This window comes from Bordetella sp. (assembly GCF_051960075.1).
Taxonomy (GTDB): Bacteria; Pseudomonadota; Gammaproteobacteria; order Burkholderiales; family Burkholderiaceae_B; genus Bordetella.
On record NZ_JBQCER010000026.1, the window covers coordinates 1 to 20,995 of the forward strand.

The following is a 20,995-nucleotide window of genomic DNA, read 5'->3' on the forward strand; positions in this document are numbered from 1 at the left end:
AGTTTGAAGGATTGGTGTTACCTTAAGTTTCGTATAGTCACTGCCGCAAACATGGGCGGAGCTCGAAAAAAAGCGTTTCCGATCAATCGCTTCATTTTCATCCTGGACGCCAAATGTTCTCCACCATACGCGCGCGCATTGTCGCACTGGCCGTCGCCATCGTCGTGATCGCTCTCGGCGCCAACACTGCGCTGAACTATTACGTCGCGAATCTGCATAACAGCGATTCGGTCAACGATACCCTGGAGGCTGTTGCCGACAGTCATGCCGAGGGCATCGACGATTGGATCGCCATTCACGAACAAATGATCTCGTCGCTGCAAGACGTGGGCGCGAACGCCGCGGACCCTCTGCCGATGTTCAAGCAGGTCGCGGCAGCGGGCGGGTTCAGCAACGTCTATATCGGCTATGCCAACGGCACTGCGAAATTCACTGACGCCAACGGCATTCCGGCCGGGTACAACCCGACTGTGCGGCCCTGGTACAAGCAGGCCGTACAGGCGGGCAAAGTCATCGTCACGCCGCCGTATGTGGATGCAGGCACTGGCAAGCTGGTGGTGTCGTTCGCCGTGCCTGTGATGCAGGGCGGCACCGCCAAGGGCGTGATCGGCGGCGACGTCACCATGGACAGCGTGATCGTCAACGTGCGCTCGATCCATCCTACGCCGGCAAGCTTCGGCATGCTGGTGGACAACAGCGGCAAGATCGTTGCGCATCCGGACGCCAAGCTCACGCTCAAGCCCGTTTCGACCCTGGCGCCCGATCTGACCAGCGAGCGTCTTGCGGCGCTGTACTCGTCTAAGAAGCCGTTGCCGGTCATGGTGGACGGAAAGATCAAGCTGATGGGGGCCAAGCCGATCGCAGGCACGGACTGGCACGTGATCGTTGCGTTCGACCATGCCGATGCGACGGCGGGCATGCGGTCTCTTTTGACCACCTCGCTGATCACGCTTGTGGTGATCGTCATCGCGGCGGCGGTGATCATGGCGGCGGCGACGGCGGTGTCGTTCAAGCGCCTTTCGAGGGTTCGCGACGCGATGGACGATATCAGCGCGGGCGAAGGCGATCTTACGCGACGCCTGCCTGCCGAGGGTTCCGACGAAGTCGCGCAGATCGCCCGTTCGTTCAACGCGTTCATGAACAAGCTGCGCGATGTGATGCGCCAGATCCGCGAAGCGAGCGAGTCGGTGCGCACCGCAAGCGACGAGATCGCGGCGGGCAATGTCGACCTGTCGAGCCGCACTGAAGCGGCGGCGGCGAATCTCGAGCAGACAGCAGCCTCGATGGAACAGATTACGGCTACGGTGGCACAATCGGCCAACGCGGCCAAGCAGGCCGACGCAACGTCGGCGGCGGCTTCGCAGGTTGCCTCGCGCGGCGGCGCCGTCATCGGCGACGTGGTGAGCACCATGGGCGAAATCGAAGGCGCGTCGGTGAAGATCGCGGACATCATCGGCGTGATCGACGGCATTGCGTTCCAGACCAATATTCTGGCGCTGAATGCAGCCGTAGAGGCGGCGCGCGCGGGCGAGCAGGGCCGCGGTTTCGCCGTGGTGGCGGGCGAGGTGCGCAATCTTGCGCAGCGCAGCGCACAGGCGGCCAAGGAGATCAAAGACCTGATCGAGTCGACGGTGACCAGCGTTACCTCGGGTTCGCAGCAGGTGCGCCGCGCGGGAGAGACGATGAACGAAATCGTGCAGAACGTGGGCAACGTCACGACCATTATCTCCGAGGTTACGAATGCAGCGGACGAGCAGACGCGCGGCATTCAGGAGGTGAACCGCGCCGTGAGCCAGCTCGACGAAATGGTCCAGCAGAACGCGGCGCTGGTCGAACAATCGACGGCAGCGACCGTGGCGCTGCGCGACCAGGCGATGAGCCTGGCTCAGGCAGTGGGACAGTTCAAGCTCGATTGACGCAGGCCGGCCGTCCGGTGCGAAGAGGTACGCCGCGGCCGAGTTTCTTTGCCTTGCGCACGATTTGTCAGGCCCGGAATTTATGTGCTAGAGTGGATTACATGAAATTCGCGATCCCCGCCTTTTATTTTTACTTTTATTTTCTGAAGCCGCTGGCGGAGGAAGGGTCGCGTTCAAGCTGAAAACAGCAAGAATCCCCAAAAAGCCGCCAGCAGACCTGGCGGCTTTTTTATTGCCGCCAACGCGCCGGCGGATAGGCCCAGTCCGAACCTGCACACAACACTCTGGAGCAAACCTGTGTCGCACAATACCGATGACCTTCGTATCCGTGAAATCAAGGAGCTGAATCCGCCCGCGCATGTAATGCGCGAATTTGCGGCCACGCCTGACGTATCGGCTACGGTGTACGAGACCCGGCGCGCCCTGCATCGCATCCTGCATGGCATGGATGACCGACTGATCGTGATCGTCGGTCCCTGCTCCATCCACGACCCCCAGGCGGCGCTGGAATATGCCGGCCGGCTCAAGGCCGAGCGCGACCGTCTATCGGCGGATCTGGAAATCGTGATGCGCGTGTATTTCGAGAAGCCGCGCACCACGGTGGGCTGGAAGGGTTTGATCAACGATCCCGACCTGGATGGCAGCTTCAACATCAACAAGGGCGTCAGAGTGGCGCGCGAGTTGCTGTTGCAGATCAACAGTCTGGGCCTGCCTGCCGGCTGCGAATACCTCGACATGATCACGCCGCAGTACATTGCCGATCTGGTGTCGTGGGGAGCGATCGGCGCGCGTACCACCGAGAGTCAGGTGCACCGCGAGCTGGCGTCCGGTCTGTCGTGCCCGGTAGGTTTCAAGAACGGCACCGACGGCAATGTGAAGATTGCGGTGGATGCCATCAAGGCCGCCTCGCAGCCGCATCATTTCCTGTCGGTGACCAAAGGCGGGCATTCGGCCATTGTCTCGACGGCGGGCAACGAAGACTGTCATGTCATTTTGCGCGGCGGCAAGACGCCCAACTACGACGCCGCCAGCGTCGAGGCGGCGTGCCAGGATATGGCCAAGGCCGGTCGGGCGCAGCGCATCATGATCGATGCCAGCCACGCCAACAGCAGCAAGAATCCGGAGAACCAGCCGCGCGTGATGGAAGACGTGGGGCTGCAGATGGAGCGCGGCGAAAGCCGAATCGCGGGCGTGATGATCGAAAGCCATCTGGTCGCGGGTCGGCAGGATCACGTGCCCGGCCAGTCGCTGGTCTATGGTCAAAGCATCACCGACGGCTGCATCGATTGGGACAGCACCCGCAACGTGCTGCAGCGCCTGGCCGATGCCGTGCGCGCACGCCGCCTGGCCGTAGGGCTTGTCGCGGGCAAATAAAGACTGGCGCGTAGAAGTGGGCGAAATCGGGCGCGGGCAACCGGGCCTGATTTACTTCTGCCTGCGCAAAGACACAATTTCAGTCATTTGTGCCAAGCAATCGGCGCTACCGTAAATAGGTCTTTCCAGCTCGTCGGCAGCAGGCGCTTTGCGTCAAGGGAGTATTCATGATCGGGCCTCATTACACTGGCAGCGAATTGCCCGCTCCCGATCAGTACGATTGTCTGGGCGCTTGCGATCCAGGCGAAATCGTCCAGGCTACGATCGTGCTGCGCCGGCGCAATCAGCCGGCGCTCGATGCCTTGCTCAGAGGCATGGAGCGCGGCGATCCCGCCGCCAAGCCGGTGACGCGCAAAGGCTTTGCACGGCGCTTCGGCGCGTCAGCGGCCGATTTCGCGGCGGTGCGGGCCTTCGCGCGGCGTAATCGTTTGGCCATTCTGAATACCGACTCGGGAGCCTGCAGTGCGCTTCTGTCCGGCAGCGTCGCGCAATTCGATGCAGCCTTCGGCGTCAAACTGATGCGCTATCGGCATCCCGAATGGGGAACCTATCTCGGCCATGCGGGGGCCGCGACGATACCCGAGCCTTTGCAAGGTATCGCCATGGCGGTGCTGGGTCTGGACCGGCGCCCTGCGGCGCGTACGAATTTCCGCATCCGGCGGCATGCGGACATCTCGAAAAAATCGTACACCCCGCCACAGCTCGCCTCGATCTACGACTTTCCCGCCGGCGACGGCGCGGGGCAATGCATAGCGCTCATCGAACTTGGCGGCGGTTACCGTGCTGCGGACGTGGCGCGCTATTTCGATGCGCTCGGCTTGACCCGGCAACCGGTGCTGGTCGACGTGGCCGTGGGCGACGGCGGAAACGCGCCCACGGGAGATCCGAGCGGTCCGGACGGCGAGGTCTCGCTGGATATCGAAGTGGCTGGGGCCATCGCGCCCGGCGCCCGAATCGCGGTGTATTTTGCGACGAACAGCGCGGCGGGTTTCATCCAGGCGGTGAGTCAGGCCGTGCACGACCAGATCAACCAGCCGTCGGTCTTGTCCATCAGCTGGGGCGGGCCCGAAGCAGGCTGGCCGGCGCAAGCCATACGGGCTTTCGAGCAGGTGCTGCAGGCCGCCGCGGCCTTGGGCGTGACGATATGCGTCGCCGCAGGCGACAGCGGATCGGGTGGCGGTGTGTCCGGCGACGGGAAGAACGTGGATTTTCCCGCCTCGAGCGCATACGTGCTGGCCTGCGGCGGAACCAGGCTGGATGCCTTTGCGCCGGGCCGTATCAGCGAGACGGTCTGGAATGACGGCAGCGCGGGCGGGGCGACCGGCGGCGGCGTCAGCAGGATGTTTGCCGTTCCGACCTGGCAGCGGCATCTTACGGTTACGCGTGCAAGCGGCGGTACTGCGCCGCTGACGGGACGCGGCGTGCCCGACGTCGCGGGCGATGCCGATCCGGCAAGCGGCTATGCGGTTTCGGTCGACGGAACGCCGGCTGTAGTGGGCGGCACCAGTGCAGTGGCGCCCCTGTGGGCTGCTTTGGTGGCGCGGATCAACGCGGCGTCGGGCCGCACGCTGGGATGGCTCAACCCCGTTCTGTATGCGCATCCGTCGGCACTGCGAGACATTGTTGACGGCAATAACGGCGGCTATTCGGCGGCACCGGGCTGGGATGCCTGCACGGGGCTGGGTAGCCCCGACGGGGCGAAGATCGGGACGGCGGTGAGGCAGTCGGGCTGACCGCCTGCGCGCCGCAAAGACGGGAGCGCGAAATGAGCAAGTCCATCGGACACCGAGACGATCGACCGTATGACGATCCGGTTGCCTACGGCAACGGTCCTGACGATGCGATCGACCCCGTCGACGAGACCCAGGCTGTAACCCATCACGTGCTCGAGCTGGCGGGCCGGCAACTGACCTATACGGCCACGACAGGCCATCTGGTGACGGCCGACCCGGTCAGTTCGCGGCCGAACGCGTCCTTCTTCTATGTCGCCTTTACGCTCGACGGGCAGGCGGAAGCGGTGCGGCCAGTCACGTTCTTCTACAACGGCGGGCCGGGCTCGTCGGCGGTGTTTCTACTGCTGGGCTCGTTCGCGCCGCGCCGCATACACACCGCGATGCCGGACTTCACCCCGCCCGCGCCTTACCGCCTGGAAGACAACCCGGACACCTTGTTCGACTAAAGCGATCTGGTTTTCATCAATCCGGTGGGCACCGGCTATTCGGCGGCGATCAAGCCTTATCGCAATCGCGACTTCTGGGGTGTGGATCAGGACGCCGATTCGCTCAAGCAGTGCATCAAGCGCTATCTGACGCGCTACCAGCGATGGAATTCGCCCAAGTATCTGTTCGGTGAATCCTACGGCACGGCGCGCAGCTGCGTGCTGGCCTATCGCCTGCACGAAGACGGCGTCGACCTGAACGGCGTGACGCTGCAATCCTCCATACTCGATTACCGGCAGTCAGGCGATCCGGTCGGTGTCTTGCCGACGGCCGCCGCGGATGCCTGGTATCACAAGCGCGCGGCGCAGCCGCCGGCCGATCTGGACGCCTACGCGGAAAAGGTCGCGCTGTTCGCGCGCAGCGATTATCGCGAGGCGTTGACCAAGTTTCCTGCGGTCGACGCCAGGACAGTGGCTCGGCTCTCGGCCTACACGGGAATCGGCGGCGATACCTTGCGCGCTTGGAAGCTGGACATTGCAGGTTATGACGCACAGGGGCGTTCCTTGTTCCTGACTACGCTGCTGCGTTCGAAGGGCCTGGCGCTAGGCGCTTACGACGGCCGCGTGACCGGCATCGAATCGGGCATCGCCGGTCGGATCGATCCCAATTCGGGCGGCAACGATCCGGCCATGACGGCGGTGTCGGGCGTGTACACGGCGATGTGGAACGTGTATCTGAACGAGGAGCTGCGATACACGTCGGCCTCGTCGTTTACCGATCTGAACGACCAGGCCTTCGCGAATTGGGATTTTCATCACGTCGATCCGACCGGCGCGCAGCAGGGCGTCGACGCGCAAGGGCGGATCGTGCTCTATACCGCCGGCGATCTGGCCGCGGTCATGGCGCTCAACGTCGATCTGAAGGTGCTGTCGGCGAACGGCTATTACGACTTCGTCACGCCGTTCTACCAGACCGTGATCGACCTGCAGCGCATGCCGCTGGAGGATCCGAAAGTGCGCGGCAATCTGTCGGCGCGCTTTTATCCGTCGGGCCACATGATCTATCTCGACGGCGAATCGCGCGCGATGTTAAGGCGCGACCTGGGGGCGATGTACGACGCAACGCTGGGCAATGCGCCCGCGGTGGCGCGGATACAGGCGCTTCAGCGCAGCAGGCGCCAGTATCGCGTCTTCGCGGGGCGGGGTTAACATGGTCGAACAACGCGATTCACTTTCCGGAACGAATTCAGGCATTCCTCATTATCATGAACGCTCCCCATCATCCCGAGACTTTGCGCCGCCCCATTCCCCAGGTCTGCCTGGACGCCCTGCGTGCCCGTTTCGGCGATCGCTTTTCCATCGCGGCGGCGGTGCGCGAGCATCACGGCAAGGATGAATCGCCCTATCTCCCCGTGCCGCCGGATGCCGTGGTCTTCGCGCACAGCACGGAAGAAGTGGCCGAGGTGGCCAAGCTGTGCAACGAACATCGCGTGCCGCTGATTCCCTACGGCGTCGGTTCCTCGCTCGAAGGTCATTTGCTGGCGGTGCAGGGCGGCATCAGCCTGGATTTGTCGCAGATGAACCAAGTGCTGGCGGTTGACGCCGAAGACCTCACCGCCACGGTGCAAGCCGGCGTGACGCGCAAGCAGCTAAACGACGAAATCCGCACGACGGGCCTGTTTTTTCCGATCGATCCGGGCGCCGACGCGAGCTTGGGCGGCATGTCGGCCACGCGCGCCTCGGGCACCAACGCCGTGCGCTACGGCACCATGCGCGAGAACGTGATGTCGCTCACCGTGGTCACGGCCGACGGCCGCATCGTGAAAACGGCCGGCCGTGCGCGCAAGTCGTCCGCCGGCTACGATCTGACGCGCATTTTTGTGGGAAGCGAAGGCACGCTGGGCATCATTACCGAGGTGACCGTACGGCTCTATCCGCAACCCGAGGCCGTGTCGGCCGCCGTGTGCAACTTTCCCACGCTGGATGCCGCGGTGCAGAGCGTCATAGAGATCATCCAGAGGGGCGTGCCGGTTGCGCGCGTGGAGTTCATGGATGCCGCTGCGGTGCGCGCGGTCAACCTGCACAGCAAGCTTACGCTGCGCGAGACGCCCATGCTGGTATTCGAGTTCCACGGCAGTCCCGCGGGCGTCCAGGAGCAGGCGCAGACGGTGCAGGAGATCACCACGCAGAACGGCGGACAGGATTTCGAATGGGCCGAGCGCCCCGAAGACCGTAGCCGCCTGTGGACGGCGCGGCACAATGCTTATTTCGCCGGCGTGCAGTTGCGACCAGGCTGCCGCGCCAGCACCACCGATGTGTGCGTGCCCATCTCGCGCCTGGCCGATTGCGTGCGCGAAACGGCCGACGACCTGGCGGGCGCCAGCTTTCCCTCGATCATTCTGGGGCATGTGGGCGATGGCAATTTCCACGTGCTGATGATGCTCGACCCCGACAGCGAGCAGGAATGGAAAGAGTCGGAGGTCATCAATCACAGCCTGGTGCGCCGGGCCATCGCGGCCGACGGCACCTGCACGGGAGAACATGGCGTCGGCCTGCACAAAATGCAGTTCATGCTTGATGAGCACGGCGAGGATGCGCTGGCCTTGATGCGCAGCCTCAAGCATGCTTTCGACCCCAATAACATCCTCAATCCGGGCAAGATCATCGCCTGGTGACGACGTGGTCAATCGACGACACAGCGTAGAGGCCTTTTTCCGCCGGGCCGCCCCAAGGAAAAAAAGCCCCCTTGGGGGGCAGCAAGCCGAAGGCGCAGCGTGGGGGTCTTTTCCCTTTTGCGGGTTTGTCCCGGTGGGCGGGCGGGTGCGTCCCGCTTATCGTGTGTGCCCATGAATACCGTTGTTGAAAGCGGCTTGGCTCCGGGGCAGGGGCCTTATTCGGCAGCGCCTCTGATCGAGGCGCTGCGCCGTATATTGCCTGCTCATTGCGTGCTTTTCCGCGAAGAAGACACCAGACCCTACGAATGTGACGGTCTGCCGCTATACCGTTGCCTGCCGGCGGCAGTCGCGCTGCCCGAGAACGAAGCGCAGGTGTGCGAAGTGCTCAAGCTGTGCAAGCGCATGAACGTGCCGCTGGTGCCGCGGGGCGCGGGCACCGGCCTGTCTGGGGGCGCCTTGCCGCACGGACGCGGTGTGCTGATCGGGCTGTCCAAACTCAATCGCATCAAGCGGGTCGACCCTGAAGCCTGCGTGGCCGTGGTCGAGCCGGGCGTGCGTAACCTGGCGATCTCCGAGGCGGCGGCGCCTTATGGACTGTATTACGCGCCGGATCCTTCCAGCCAGATCGCCTGCTCGATCGGCGGCAATGTGGCCGAGAATGCCGGGGGCGTACATTGCCTCAAATACGGGCTGACGGTGCACAATGTGCTGCGTGTGCGCATGGTGACCATCGAGGGCGAGGTGATCGAACTGGGCTCCGAAGCGCCGGACGCGCCGGGAATCAATCTGCTGTCGGTCTTCATCGGGTCGGAGGGTATGCTGGGCATCGTCACCGAGGTGACGGTCAAACTGGTGCCCAAGCCGGTATGCGCGCAGGTGGTGATGGCGAGCTTCCCGAACGTGGAGGCAGCCGGCAAGGCGGTCACGCAGGTGATTGCGCAGGGCATCATCCCCGCCGGCCTGGAAATGATGGACCGCCCCTCGGTGCACATGGTCGAGCCATTCGTGAAGGCCGGCTACGACCTCGACGCGCAGGCCATCCTGCTGTGCGAGTCCGACGGCACACCCGAAGAGGTCGCCCATGAGATCGAGCGGATCGAGGCGGTGTTTCGCGAGGCTGGTTCCACCCGCTGCCAGGTCTCCGGCAGCGAGGCCGAGCGCCTGAAGTTCTGGGCCGGACGCAAAAATGCGTTTCCGGCAGCAGGCAGGGTCTCGCCCGATTACTACTGCATGGATGGAACCATTCCGCGCCGCCACCTGGCACGGGTGCTTAACGCCATCGAGCAGATGGAAGACGATTACGGCCTGCGTTGCGCCAATGTATTTCATGCGGGCGACGGCAATCTGCACCCGTTGATCATGTTCGATTCCAACAAGCCCGAGGAAGTCGAGCGCGCCGACAAGTTCGGCGCCGCCATTCTCGAGCTGTGCGTGCAGGTGGGGGGCACCGTGACCGGAGAGCACGGCGTGGGCATGGAGAAGATAAATCAGATGTGCGTGCAATTCACGCGAGACGAGCTGGACACGTTCACCGCAGTCAAGCGGGCTTTCGACCCACCCATGCTGCTCAACCCCGAGAAGGTCATACCCACGCTCACGCGCTGCGCCGAATACGGCAAGATGCACGTGCATGGCGGCGAAATGATGTTCCCTGATTTGAGTCGCTTTTAAGCATGGAATTCGTTTTATCCGAGCTGACCGAACAGGTCCTGACAGCGCGTGCCGCCAAGAAATCGCTATTCATTGCAGGCGGTGGAACCAAGTCGTTCTACGGCAATCGGCGGGCTTTGCTGCCGCAGGACGAGCATTATCAACTCGACATGAAGGTCTATCGCGGCATCGTCAATTATCAGCCTTCCGAGCTGGTGGTGACGGTCCGCGCCGGCACGCCGCTGGCCGAGCTCGAGGCAGCGCTCGAGAGCGGCGGCCAGATGCTGGCTTTCGAGCCGCCGCATTTCGGCGCCGAGGCGACCGTGGGCGGATGCGTTGCCGCAGGCCTGGCCGGTCCGCGTCGAGTCGCTGCGGGCGGCGTACGCGATTTCGTGCTGGGCGTGCGGATGCTGGACGCTCAGGGCAATCTGGCGTCGTTCGGCGGCGAGGTCATGAAAAACGTGGCCGGCTACGACGTGTCGCGCCTGATGACCGGTTCGTTGGGCATTTTCGGCGCGTTGCTGGAGGTCTCGCTCAAGGTGTTGCCTCGTCCGCTGGAAGAGACCACGCGTGTGCTCGATACGACTCAGGACGAAGCCTTGAAGCTTTTCACGGTTTGGCGCAGCCAGCCGTTGCCGATCTCGGCGTCGGCCTGGGTGCCGGACGATGCTGCCTCCGGGCGCGGGCGCCTGACGGTGCGCCTGTCGGGTGCACCGCCCGCGGTGCGCGCCGCCGTAACCCGTATCGGCGGCGACGAACTGAACGATGCCCAGGCCTGGTGGCGCGGTTTGCGCGAACAGACGCATGTTTTTTTCAACCGCGAGATGCCCTTGTGGCGTCTGGCGCTGCCGCCGACGGCGCCGACGCTGGCGTGGGGGCCGATGTTGCTGGAATGGGGCGGCGGGCAGCGCTGGTTCAGCGGCTCGGCCGACGCCAAGACAGTGCGCGCGGCGGCCGAGCGCGCGGGCGGCCATGCGACGCTGTTTCGCACCGCTGGCTGGGCCGAACCCGAGGGCGGGGTTTTTCATCCCTTGTCGTCCGGCGTTGCCACGATCACGCGGCGGCTCAAGCAGGAACTCGATCCTTCAGGCCTGTTCAATCCCGGCCGGCTGTATCCGGAGCTGTAAATGCAGACCCAATTGGCTTCCTGGGCGCAAGACACCGAGCTGGGCAACCAGGCGGACGCGATCCTGCGCCGCTGCGTGCACTGCGGGTTTTGTTCGGCCACGTGCCCGACCTATCAGATTCTGGGCGATGAGCTCGACAGTCCTCGCGGACGAATCTATCTGATCAAGCAGATGCTCGAGGGAGCGGAGCCCACGGTGGCTACGCAGAAGCATCTGGATCGCTGCCTGACTTGCCGCAACTGCGAAACGACCTGTCCGTCGGGCGTGCAGTACGGTCATTTGGTCGATATCGGCCGCCGGGTGGTCGACGAACGCGTCGCGCGGCCCCTGGGGCAGCGGCTGCGGCGCTTCTTGCTGCGCAAGGGGCTCAATTCCTCATGGTTTGCGCCGGCCATGCGGCTGGGGCAGATGCTGCGCGGCGTGCTGCCACCGGCGATACGCCGCAAGGTGCCGGCGCGGCGCGGCACGGGTGCGCTGCCCGATGCGTCGCGCCATATGCGCCAGGTGCTGCTCCTGGCAGGCTGCGTGCAGCCGGCGATGATGCCCGCGATAGACGCGGCCACCATCCGGGTGCTCGATGCGATCGGCATCGGCGCGCGCGTGGCCACGAGCGGAGGCTGTTGCGGCGCGATCAACTTTCACCTGGACGCGCTGGATGAAGCGCTGGCGCAAATGCGCGCCAACGTGGATGCCTGGTGGCCGCTCGTCGAGCGCGGCGAGATCGAGGCTATCGTGATGAATGCTTCGGGCTGCGGCGCGATGGTCAAGGAGTATGCACATCATCTGCGCGGGGATCCGGACTATGCCGAGCGGGCCACGCGCATCGTGGCCCTGGTCAAGGACGTGGCCGAGATCGTGGCGCCGCAGGCGGCCGAGTTGAAGGCGCGCCTGCGTTCCGCGGAAGCGCGCACGGCGTTTCATCCGCCCTGCACCTTGCAGCATTGGCAGGGGTTGCGGCCTCTGAGCGAGAAACTCCTGGCCGACCTGGGATTCGCGCTGCAGCCTTTTGCCGAAACGCATCTGTGCTGCGGTTCGGCTGGGGCCTATTCGGTGCTGGAGCCGGACTTGTCGCTGTCTTTGCGCGACCGCAAGCTGGCGCGCATCGAAGAAACCAAGCCTGATGTGATCGTCTCATCCAATATGGGCTGCATCGGCCACCTGCAGAGCGGTACGCAGGTGCCGGTGCGTCACTGGATCGAAGTCGTGGACGAGCGGCTGCAGGGTTCCTGAGTTTCGACAGTGCAGTCCGCTTATCGCGACGCGAGTATCTTGCCGGGATTGAGCAAGCCGAGAGGATCGAGCGCCTGCTTGAGCCCCCGCATGGCGGCAAGCTCTGCGGGTGTGCGGCTGGCATGCAGATAGGGCTGCTTGATGGTGCCGATGCCGTGTTCGGCCGAGATGCTGCCGCCCGCCTGGGAGACCAGCGTGTAGACCAGGTCGTCTACCATCCGCTCGGCCTCTTCGCGGCTGGCGGCCGGGATGTGGCGAGCATTGACGCTGATGTGCAGATTGCTGTCGCCGATGTGGCCGAAGCGCAGCATTGCGGGCTGCGGCAGATCGGGCCAGCGCTTGCGCACCTCGTCCGCGCAAGCCTGCGCTACTGCGCCTATCGCGGGCAGGGGCAGGCTGACGTCGAAATTGATCGGGTCCATGCGGGTGGGAAATTCGGCCGGCGCCTCGCGCACGCGCCACAGCGTAGCCGCCTGGGTTTCTGACTGCGCCACCACGGCATCGGACAGCTCGCCGGCCTCCATGGCGTGGCCCAGGGTTTCCTGCAACTGCTCGGCCAGCGCGGCGGCATCGTTGCCGACGACCGCGATCAGCGCATAGAAGGGGTGCCTGTCTGCCATAGCCGAGCGGGATTGCATCCACTGCAGGGAGGTTTCGTAGAAGTCGTCCCACATCAGTTCGAACGAGGTCAATGCGCCCGGAAAGTGCTGCTGCAGGCGGCCGAGCACGGCCAACGAAGCCTCGTAATGAGGCAGGCCCAGCAGCGCGGTGGCACGGCTGCGCGGCGCCGGACGCAGGCGCAGCAGGGCTCGGGTGACGATGCCCAGCGTGCCTTCGGCGCCGATGAACCACTGCTTGAGATCGTAGCCGGTGTTGTTCTTGAGCATGGGACGCAGCATGGGCAGCACGGTGCCGTCGGCCAGCACGACTTCCAGGCCCAGCACCTGCTCGCGCATCATGCCGTATTGCAGGACTTCCATGCCGCCGGCGTTAGTGCTGATATTTCCGCCGATCTGGCAGGAGCCGCGCGCGCCCAGGTCCACGCCGAAGAGCATGCCAATGTCGCGGGCGGCTTCTTGTATGGATTGCAGGGTCGCGCCGGCCTGAGCCTGCAGCGTGGCGCCGGACGCGTCGACGGACTCGATGGCGTTCATGCGCGCCAGCGACAGGGCCACTGTGTCGGAGCCGGGAATGGCGCCGCCGGCCATGCCGGTCAGACCGCCCTGGGGCGTCACGGGAACACGGTACGCGTGGCAAAGGCGCATGACCTGCGAGACTTCATCGGTGCTGGCCGGCAGGATCAGCGCCAGCGGCCGCGTGGGCGTATGGCCGCTCCAGTCGGTGAAATGGGTCTGAGGGATGTCGTCGCCGGTGCGCAGGCCCTTGTCGCCCAGAATGGCGCGCAGTTCGTCGATGAATGCAGCGCTCATGCCGCCGCGCTCCGCAGAAAGCGCAGCATGGCTTCGATCATGCGCTTGAGATGGGGCTGAATTCCGGCTGCGACGTCCGGTAGATAGTCGAAGGGCAGGGTTTCCTGCATATAAGTGCTCTGGCACATTTCGAGCTGGATGGCATGCACGTTGTCTTGCGGTCGGCCGTAATGGCGGGTGATGTAGCCGCCGGTGTAGCGGCCGTTGAGCACCCAGGTATAGCCCGCGGCCTGTTCGGCAACAGCGGTGACGGCCTGGGTCATGGCCCCGTCGCAGGTGGCGCCCTTGTTGGTGCCGAAGTTCAAATCGGGCAGCTTGCCTTCGAAGAACTGCGGCAACACCGAACGTATCGAATGGGCGTCCCACAGGCCGGCTACGCCGTGCTCGGCGCGGAGGCGCTTGAGCTCTTCTTCAAGTTTGGCGTGATAGGGGCGCCATACAGCCTCACGGCGCTCGGCGATCTCGGCGTCGTCGGGTTCGTCGGCCTGGGTACGGTAGACCGACGTGGCGTCGAACGTGTTGGTCGGGCATAGGCCCGTGGTGGCCTGGCCGGGATAGAGGCTGGCGCCGTCGGGGGGACGATTGAGGTCGATGACGTAGCGCGAATGCGTGGCCACCAGGATCGAGGCGCCCAGTTCGCGAGCGAAGTCGTAGAGCCGTTCCAGGTGCCAGTCGGTGTCGGGCACGTGGCGCGCATCGTCGGACAGGCGTGCGGCGATGGCCGGCGGCACATACGTGCCGGCGTGCGGCATGGACAGCAGCAGCGGCGCGCTACCTCGGTGGAAATGAAAGGCGGGGCGGTCTGTGATGGGCATGATGAACGGCGTGGACTGAAAAATTGAGCGGGCGTTGGCGTAAATAAATACCTTATGAGCGCATGACCGTCGCGCGCGCTTCGGCGAACGCGGCGGCGGCCTGCTCGTGCAGAACATGGCGGCCGCGCGCGATACGCTCGACCCCGCCGCAGACCACCTGGTCGATCGCCGAGGTGCGATGGCTGGCGAACACATGGCCCGACAGCATGGCGCAGGCGGGCAGGCCGCGCAGGGCCGGATGCTCGGCGTCGAGCACGATGAAATCGGCGCGCTGGCCGACGGCCAGGCCTGCAACTTTGCGTCCCGACGCCTGAGCGCCGCCGCTCACGGCGGCGAGCATCATGTGCGTGGCGACGTCGGGATGTCGGGCGCTGACGGCGACGTTGCGTTGGCGCAGGGCCAGGCGCTGGCTGTATTCCAGCATCAGCAATTCTTCTGCGGCGTTGACGGTGGCGTGGCTGTCAGAGCCCAGGCCCCAGGTGCCTCCCGCGGCCTGCCAGGCGGGCAGGTCGAAGATACCGTCGCCCAGATTGGCCTCGGTGGTGGGGCAAAGCCCGGCCACCGCGCCGCTGCGGGCGGCGTCGCGATATTCATCCGGCGTCATGTGCGTGGCATGGATCAGACACCAGCGCGCATCGACCGGCAGGTGTTCCAGCAGCCATTGCACCGGGCGCCGGCCGCTCCAGGCCAGGCAAGCGTCGACCTCGGCGGTCTGTTCGGCGATATGAATGTGCACAGGCGCGCTCGCGTCCTGCGCATGCAGGCCGGAGACGGCCGCAGCCAGCGCCTCGGGCGGCACCGCGCGCAGCGAATGCGGCGCCAGGCCCAGCCGGGCGCCCTGCGCCACGCAAAGCGGGCGCAGGGCGCTGAGCATATCCAGCATGTCGCGCGTGTCGTTGAGAAAGCGGCGCTGGCCTTCGCTGGCCGGTTGGCCGCCGAAGCCGCCGGTTTGATAAAGCACCGGCAGCAGGGTCATGCCGATGCCGGTCGACTTGGCGGCGCGCAGCAGTGCGCGAGAGAGCTCGACGCGGTCGGCATAAGGCCTGCCGTCGCGGTCGTGATGCACATAATGGAATTCGCACACCGAGGTATAGCCGGCTTCCAGCATTTCCGCGTAGAGCCAGGTGGCGATGGCTTCAAGCAGATCGGGCGTGATCTGCGCAGCGAAGCGGTACATCAGCGTGCGCCAGCTCCAGAAACTGTCCTGTGCCTGGTCGCGATACTCGGTCAGGCCGCCGAAAGCGCGCTGGAAGGCGTGCGAATGCAGATTGGGCATGCCGGGCAGCACGGGACCGGCGGCGCTCGCCACGCTGGCCGGGCAGGGCACGCCGGTTTGCACGGAGGTGAAATCGCCCGCGTCGTTCCAGGCGAGCAGCACGTCGCCGGCCCAGCCGTCGGGCAGCAGGGCATGCGCGGCATGCAATCGATGGGTTTGCGTCATGATGTAGCGATGCGTCCTTGACGGACGATGGTGTGGACTGGGCGCTGGCCGAACCAGTAGGCCAACTCGGCCGGCTCCTGCAGCGACCAGAGCACGAAATTGGCCGGTTGGCCCAGGTGCAGCGCGCCGTGCGTGTCGGCGATACCCAGCGCGCGCGCGGCGTTCAGCGTGATGCCGGCCAGCGCTTCAGGCACGGTCAGGCGGAACAGAGTGCAAGCCATATTGGCCATGAGCAGCAGGCTGAGCGCGGGCGAGGTGCCGGGGTTGTGATCGGTGGAAACGGCCATGGGTACGCCGGCCGCGCGCAGCGCCGCGATGGGCGGCAGGTGCGTGTCGCGCAATGCGTAATAGGCGCCCGGCAGCAGCACCGCTACCGTGCCGGCTGCCTTCATGGCATCGATGCCTTTTTGCGAGAGATGTTCGATGTGGTCGCAGGACAGGGCCCGGTAGCTCGCCGCCAGCGCCGCGCCATCCATGTCGGACAACTGTTCGGCGTGCAGCTTGACGGGCAGTCCCAGGGCCTGCGCGGCGCGGAAGACCTGCTCGGTCTGGGCCAGCGAAAAGGCGATGCGCTCGCAGAACACGTCTACGGCGTCGACCAGTCCTTCGTCGGCCAGTGCAGGCAGCATGTCATTGCAGACCAGGTCGACATAGGCTTCGCTTCTTCCGGCGTATTCGGGCGGCAGGGCGTGAGCGCCGAGGAAGGTGGCGCGCACCGTCACGCCGCAGTCGTGCCCGAGGCGGCGCGCCACGCGCAACTGCTTGCGTTCGTGTTCGAGCGCCAGGCCGTAGCCGGACTTGATTTCGATGGCGCAGACGCCCTCGTTCAGCAGAGCCTGCAGGCGTGGCAAAGCGGCGGCGTAGAGCTCTTCTTCGCCGGCCGCGCGCGTGGCGCGTACGGTCGAGGCGATGCCGCCGCCGGCGCGCGCGATGGCTTCATAGTCGGCGCCGTCAAGGCGCATGGCGAATTCATTGGCACGCTGTCCACCGTAAACCAGGTGCGTGTGGCAATCGACCAGGCCGGGCGTCGCCAGGCGATCGCCGCCGTCGTGGCGGGGCAGCTCGGCATGCTCGATGGGCAGGGTCGCGTCCAGGCCGATCCAGACAAGCCTGCCCTCGCGCACGATCAGGCTCATGCCAGCCAGCACGGAACCGTTGGCTTGTGCCAGACGCAGGTTTTGCCAGACGCCGTCGGCGCTGGGCAGAGCAGAGAAATTCGTGATGGTCGGGTTCATGGTGAAACGGCTGCGTGGATGCGGACGGCGATCAGCGCGGCATCCGTGCAGGCGGGCGCGAGCCGCCAGGCCTGGCTTTCGTCGGCCCACCAGCCGCCCTGGCCGGGTTCCAGCCGGTGCTCCACGCCGCTGCGTGCGGCATAGGCATGCCAGCTGCCGCGCACGGCCAGAAGCATGCCGTGCTCGGCCGCATCGATCGAAGCGGCCGAGCCCAGCACCCGCAGCTGTGCGCGCAGCTGCGTCCTGCGCGTCATGACGTTGAAGTCGCTGCAGGCATCGCCCAGAACGGTGCTGTAAACCGCCGCCTCGCCAGGAAAAGAAAAAGGTTCGAGCGGCCGGTTCAAGACGTGGTCGATCGTGCCGTCATTCGTGACCAGCCGCACGCCCGGCCCGTCGAGCAGGGTGATGATGCGGTCCACGCCGGGAAACGCCGAGAACGGGCCGTTGGCGCCGATGGTGGCGATACTCAGCCGCCATTGAAAGTCATCCATGCCCGCGCCCGGCGGCCAGGAGGCGATCTCGCGAGTCGTGCCGCCGCCGTTTTTCCAGGGCGAGGCCGCCAGCGTGGCGCGATCGAAGCGCTGAATACTCATCGGACCAGTCCTCCGGCGCGCAGGCGCCGTTCCAACGCGTGCAAAGCCAGGGCCGTGATGCCGGTCAGCACAAAATATACGAGGCCGACGGCCAGATAGACCTCCAGCGAACGATAGGAGACGCTGATGATCTTCTGACCTTCGTGCATGAGATCCTGGATGGTCAGCAGCGACACCAGCGCCGAGTTCTTGATAAGCGCGATGAATTCGTTGCCCAGCGGCGGAATCATGCGCACGAACGCCTGGGGCAGGATGACGTGGCGCATGGCCTTGCCCGGGCTCATGCCGATGGACAGCGCGGCCTGCATCTGTCCGCCCGAGACCGACTGGATCGAGCCGCGCACGATCTCGGAGACATAGGCCGCGGAATACATGCCCATGCCGATCACGCCGCAGAAAAAAGCCGGCAGCAGAATGCCGAAGAAAGGCAGGCCAAAGAACCAGATGAAGAGCTGGACCAGGAGCGGCGTCCCGCGGACCACGGCCAGGTAGGCCGTGCAGAAGCCATAGACGACGCGGCGTCTGGGAGACAGCCGCCCTATGCCGATCAGCAGGCCCAATGCGCAGCTCAGCGCCAGCGCGCCTAGCGTGACCGCCACCGTGACCAGCGTGCCGTGCAGCAGATCGGGCCAGCCGGCGATGACCGGCGAGAAGTCCAGGCGCATCGGCGTCCTTATTTATCGTTGGCGAACCACTTGTGCACGATCTTGTCGTAGGTGCCGTTGGCCTTGAGCGCAGCCAGTGCCTTGTTCAACGCAGCGGTCAGCTGGGGCTCGTTCTTGCTGACCGCCATGCCGTAGGCTTCGGTGGTGAGCGGCTTGGGCAGAACCTTCAATGTGCCTTTGGTGCGCGCGAATTGATAGGCAGCGGGCATGCCCGTCACGGCGGCATCGGCACGGCCGATCTCGACCAGATTGAACATCTGCTCGTTCTGCTCGACTTCGACGGTGTGGATCTTGGGGTAGTGTGTCTTGAGGAATTCGACCGATTTGGTGCCGACCTGAACCGTGACGTTCTTGCCGTCCAGATCGCCGACGGACTTGATGGTGTTGTTGTCCTTCTTGACCATGACCACCAGGCCGCCGGCGTAGTACGAGTCGCCGAAATCCACGACCTTGGCTCGCTCGGGCGTGATGTAGATGGCCGACACGGCCATGTCGAAGCGGCCCGAGAGTACGCCCGGGATCAGGCCCTTGAAGTCGATCTGCGTCCATTGGACGGTCTTGCCCATCTGCTTGGCGAGGGCGTTGGTCAGATCGATGTCGAAGCCGGTCATTTTGCCGTTCTCGACGAACTCCATGGGCGGGAAAGTGGCGTCGGTGGCAATGCGGATGACGTTGTCGGCTGCCAGAGCGGGCACGGTGCCCGCCAGGGTGAGGCTGCAGGCCAGCATGGCCTGAGCCAGGAAGTTGCGGCGGTTTTGCATGGAGGCTTCCCCTTTGTGCGAATAATCGTGGATCGGCCCGGACGCCCGTGCCGATGCGCTCTTATTTCACCATAGGCAGGTTGAGCTTGTGCTTTTTGGCTGTCTGCACCGCCAGGTCGTAGCCCGCATCGGCATGGCGCATGACGCCGGTGGCCGGGTCGTTCCACAGCACGCGGGAGAGGCGCGCATCGGCTTCGGGCGTACCGTCGCACACGATCACCACGCCGGAGTGCTGCGAATAGCCCATGCCCACGCCGCCGCCGTGATGCAGGCTGACCCAGGTGGCGCCGCCCGCCGTGTTGAGCAGCGCATTGAGCAGGGGCCAGTCGGACACGGCGTCGGTGCCGTCGAGCATGGCCTCGGTCTCGCGGTTGGGGCTGGCCACCGACCCGCAGTCCAGGTGATCGCGGCCGATCACGATGGGCGCCTTGAGCTCGCCCTTGCGGACCATCTCGTTGAAGGCCAGCGCGGCCTTATGACGCTCGCCCAGGCCCAGCCAGCAGATGCGTGCAGGCAGCCCTTGGAAGCTGATGCGCTCGCGAGCCATGTCCAGCCAGCGGTGGGTGTGCTTGTTATCGGGGAAGAGTTCCTTGATCTTGGCGTCGGTTTTGTAGATGTCTTGCGGATCGCCCGACAGCGCCACCCAGCGGAACGGCCCTTTGCCCTCGCAGAAGAGCGGACGGATGTAGGCGGGTACGAAGCCGGGGAAGTCGAAGGCGTTCTCCACGCCCTCATCGTGGGCTACCTGGCGGATGTTGTTGCCGTAGTCCACGGTGGGGATGCCCATGGCCTGGAAATCGAGCATGGCGCGCACGTGCACGGCGCAGGACTTGGCGGCCGCAGCCTTGAGCTCGGCGTGGCGCGTCGGGTCGGCGGCCGCGTCGCGCCATTGCTGCACGGTCCAGCCCACGGGCAGGTAGCCGTTGATGAGGTCGTGCGCCGAGGTCTGATCGGTGACCAAGTCGGGCTTGATGCCGCCGGCACGGGCGCGCTTGACCAGTTCGGGCAGGATCTCGGCGGCGTTGCCGAGCAGGGCGATCGAGACTGCCTCCTTGGCGGCGGTGTGCTGTTTGATGAGCGCGATGGCGTCGTCGATGTCTTTGGCCTGCTTGTCGACGTAGCGGGTGCGCAGGCGAAAGTCGATGCTGCTTTGCTGGCATTCGATGTTGAGCGACACGGCGCCGGCCAGCGTGGCGGCCAGCGGCTGCGCGCCGCCCATGCCGCCCAGGCCTGCGGTGAGAATCCATTTGCCCGACAGATCGTTGCCGTAGTGCTGGCGGCCGGCTTCGACGAAGGTCTCGAAGGTGCCTTGCACGATGCCCTGGCTGCCGATGTAGATCCAGCTGCCGGCCGTCATCTGGCCGTACATGAAGAGGCCCTTGCGATCGAGTTCGTTGAAATGCTCCCAGTTGGCCCAGCGCGGCACCAGGTTGGAGTTGGCAATGAGCACACGCGGCGCATTTTCGTGGGTCTTGAAGACGCCGACGGGTTTGCCGGACTGGACCAGGAGAGATTCGTCTGCTTCCAGCTTGCGCAGGCTGGCGAGGATCTGGTCGTAGCTGGCCCAGTCGCGCGCGGCGCGGCCGATGCCGCCATACACCACCAGGTCTTGCGGACGCTCGGCGACGGCGGGATCCAGGTTGTTCTGGATCATGCGGTAGGCGGCCTCGATGAGCCAGTTCTTGCAGTGCAGCTCGCTGCCGGTGGGGGCGTGGATGACGCGGGTGGGGTCGTGGCGGGCAGCGGCGGTGGCGGCGGCTTGCGAAGTGGAGGTGTCGGCGTTCATGGGATTCGTGTCCTTGCGAATGATCTGGGGCTTTGCTGCTATGTTTTTTTGAGTTCTTGAGTCGCGCTGGGTCGGGTCAGAGGGGCACCGGCCCATCGCCGGGGTTTGGGCGCCGCCTTAGGCGCCCAAAGTCCCTGCG

At 65.1% G+C, this 20,995-nt stretch carries 15 protein-coding genes and 1 pseudogene; 8 read left to right on the forward strand and 8 right to left on the reverse strand.

Annotation, left to right across the window (positions count from 1 at the left end; all coding sequences use genetic code 11):
- Positions 1–113: 113 nt before the first annotated feature.
- The 8 genes and pseudogenes from ACTHJ1_RS03240 to glcF all read left to right on the forward strand — a co-directional run bounded on the left by ACTHJ1_RS03240 (position 114) and on the right by glcF (position 12,130).
- Entirely contained in the window at positions 114–1,916 is a 1,803-nt protein-coding gene (locus ACTHJ1_RS03240; protein WP_440187594.1) for a methyl-accepting chemotaxis protein, read from the forward strand.
- A gap of 297 nt (positions 1,917–2,213) precedes the next feature.
- Positions 2,214–3,290, forward strand: a complete 1,077-nt coding sequence (gene aroG / locus ACTHJ1_RS03245; protein ID WP_440187597.1) for a 3-deoxy-7-phosphoheptulonate synthase AroG — start codon at positions 2,214–2,216, stop codon at positions 3,288–3,290.
- A gap of 167 nt (positions 3,291–3,457) precedes the next feature.
- Positions 3,458–5,023: a S53 family peptidase gene (locus ACTHJ1_RS03250; protein WP_440187600.1), complete on the forward strand. Its 1,566-nt coding sequence runs from the start codon at positions 3,458–3,460 to the stop codon at positions 5,021–5,023.
- Positions 5,020–6,657, forward strand: a pseudogene (locus ACTHJ1_RS03255) (S10 family peptidase). The gene ACTHJ1_RS03250 and the pseudogene ACTHJ1_RS03255 overlap by 4 nt, the downstream one beginning before the upstream one ends.
- A 56-nt stretch (positions 6,658–6,713) precedes the next feature.
- Positions 6,714–8,123, forward strand: coding sequence for an FAD-binding oxidoreductase (locus ACTHJ1_RS03260; RefSeq protein WP_440187603.1), 1,410 nt, complete (start codon positions 6,714–6,716; stop codon positions 8,121–8,123).
- A 171-nt stretch (positions 8,124–8,294) separates the two neighbouring features.
- Positions 8,295–9,794 carry an FAD-linked oxidase C-terminal domain-containing protein gene (locus ACTHJ1_RS03265; RefSeq protein WP_440187606.1) on the forward strand — a complete coding sequence of 500 codons (1,500 nt, stop codon included), beginning with the start codon at positions 8,295–8,297 and terminating at the stop codon, positions 9,792–9,794.
- Between the two features lie 2 nt (positions 9,795–9,796).
- On the forward strand, positions 9,797–10,900 hold the full coding sequence (glcE, locus tag ACTHJ1_RS03270) for a glycolate oxidase subunit GlcE (RefSeq protein ID WP_440187609.1): 1,104 nt from the start codon (positions 9,797–9,799) through the stop codon (positions 10,898–10,900).
- On the forward strand, positions 10,901–12,130 hold the full coding sequence (gene glcF / locus ACTHJ1_RS03275) for a glycolate oxidase subunit GlcF (RefSeq protein ID WP_440187612.1): 1,230 nt from the start codon (positions 10,901–10,903) through the stop codon (positions 12,128–12,130).
- A gap of 20 nt (positions 12,131–12,150) precedes the next feature.
- On the opposite strand, the gene ACTHJ1_RS03280 is transcribed toward glcF, so the two are convergent.
- From ACTHJ1_RS03280 to hutU, 8 genes are all read right to left on the reverse strand, one after another.
- Positions 12,151–13,560: an FAD-binding oxidoreductase gene (locus ACTHJ1_RS03280; protein WP_440187615.1), complete on the reverse strand. Its 1,410-nt coding sequence runs from the start codon at positions 13,558–13,560 to the stop codon at positions 12,151–12,153.
- A complete protein-coding gene (hutG, locus tag ACTHJ1_RS03285) occupies positions 13,557–14,375 on the reverse strand; it encodes an N-formylglutamate deformylase (protein ID WP_440187618.1) in 819 nt (272 codons plus the stop codon). Before hutG ends, ACTHJ1_RS03280 begins: the two co-directional genes overlap by 4 nt.
- Positions 14,376–14,427: 52 nt before the next feature.
- Complete coding sequence (locus ACTHJ1_RS03290) at positions 14,428–15,816, reverse strand: formimidoylglutamate deiminase (RefSeq protein ID WP_440187621.1); 1,389 nt, start codon at positions 15,814–15,816, stop codon at positions 14,428–14,430.
- The gene (gene hutI, locus ACTHJ1_RS03295) at positions 15,813–17,051 is read right to left on the reverse strand and encodes an imidazolonepropionase (RefSeq protein WP_440187624.1); all 1,239 of its coding nucleotides are present in this window, start codon (positions 17,049–17,051) and stop codon (positions 15,813–15,815) included. The genes ACTHJ1_RS03290 and hutI overlap by 4 nt, the downstream gene beginning before the upstream one ends.
- On the reverse strand, positions 17,048–17,644 hold the full coding sequence (locus ACTHJ1_RS03300; protein ID WP_440187627.1) for a HutD/Ves family protein: 597 nt from the start codon (positions 17,642–17,644) through the stop codon (positions 17,048–17,050). The genes hutI and ACTHJ1_RS03300 overlap by 4 nt, the downstream gene beginning before the upstream one ends.
- Positions 17,641–18,309, reverse strand: a complete 669-nt coding sequence (locus ACTHJ1_RS03305; protein ID WP_440187630.1) for an amino acid ABC transporter permease — start codon at positions 18,307–18,309, stop codon at positions 17,641–17,643. Before ACTHJ1_RS03305 ends, ACTHJ1_RS03300 begins: the two co-directional genes overlap by 4 nt.
- Before the next feature lie 8 nt (positions 18,310–18,317).
- On the reverse strand, positions 18,318–19,070 hold the full coding sequence (locus ACTHJ1_RS03310) for a transporter substrate-binding domain-containing protein (RefSeq protein ID WP_440187633.1): 753 nt from the start codon (positions 19,068–19,070) through the stop codon (positions 18,318–18,320).
- Between the two features lie 61 nt (positions 19,071–19,131).
- A complete protein-coding gene (hutU, locus tag ACTHJ1_RS03315) occupies positions 19,132–20,856 on the reverse strand; it encodes a urocanate hydratase (RefSeq protein WP_440187636.1) in 1,725 nt (574 codons plus the stop codon).
- Positions 20,857–20,995: the final 139 nt, after the last annotated feature.

Coding starts and splice junctions, on each gene's coding strand:
- ACTHJ1_RS03240 (WP_440187594.1), top strand. CDS start 114: ATGTTCTCCACCATACGCGCGCGCATTGTCGCACTGGCCGTCGCCATC.
- ACTHJ1_RS03250 (WP_440187600.1), top strand. CDS start 3,458: ATGATCGGGCCTCATTACACTGGCAGCGAATTGCCCGCTCCCGATCAG.
- ACTHJ1_RS03260 (WP_440187603.1), top strand. CDS start 6,714: ATGAACGCTCCCCATCATCCCGAGACTTTGCGCCGCCCCATTCCCCAG.
- ACTHJ1_RS03265 (WP_440187606.1), top strand. CDS start 8,295: ATGAATACCGTTGTTGAAAGCGGCTTGGCTCCGGGGCAGGGGCCTTAT.
- glcE (WP_440187609.1), top strand. CDS start 9,797: ATGGAATTCGTTTTATCCGAGCTGACCGAACAGGTCCTGACAGCGCGT.
- glcF (WP_440187612.1), top strand. CDS start 10,901: ATGCAGACCCAATTGGCTTCCTGGGCGCAAGACACCGAGCTGGGCAAC.
- ACTHJ1_RS03280 (WP_440187615.1), bottom strand. CDS start 13,560: ATGAGCGCTGCATTCATCGACGAACTGCGCGCCATTCTGGGCGACAAG.
- hutG (WP_440187618.1), bottom strand. CDS start 14,375: ATGCCCATCACAGACCGCCCCGCCTTTCATTTCCACCGAGGTAGCGCG.
- ACTHJ1_RS03290 (WP_440187621.1), bottom strand. CDS start 15,816: ATGACGCAAACCCATCGATTGCATGCCGCGCATGCCCTGCTGCCCGAC.
- hutI (WP_440187624.1), bottom strand. CDS start 17,051: ATGAACCCGACCATCACGAATTTCTCTGCTCTGCCCAGCGCCGACGGC.
- ACTHJ1_RS03300 (WP_440187627.1), bottom strand. CDS start 17,644: ATGAGTATTCAGCGCTTCGATCGCGCCACGCTGGCGGCCTCGCCCTGG.
- ACTHJ1_RS03305 (WP_440187630.1), bottom strand. CDS start 18,309: ATGCGCCTGGACTTCTCGCCGGTCATCGCCGGCTGGCCCGATCTGCTG.
- ACTHJ1_RS03310 (WP_440187633.1), bottom strand. CDS start 19,070: ATGCAAAACCGCCGCAACTTCCTGGCTCAGGCCATGCTGGCCTGCAGC.
- hutU (WP_440187636.1), bottom strand. CDS start 20,856: ATGAACGCCGACACCTCCACTTCGCAAGCCGCCGCCACCGCCGCTGCC.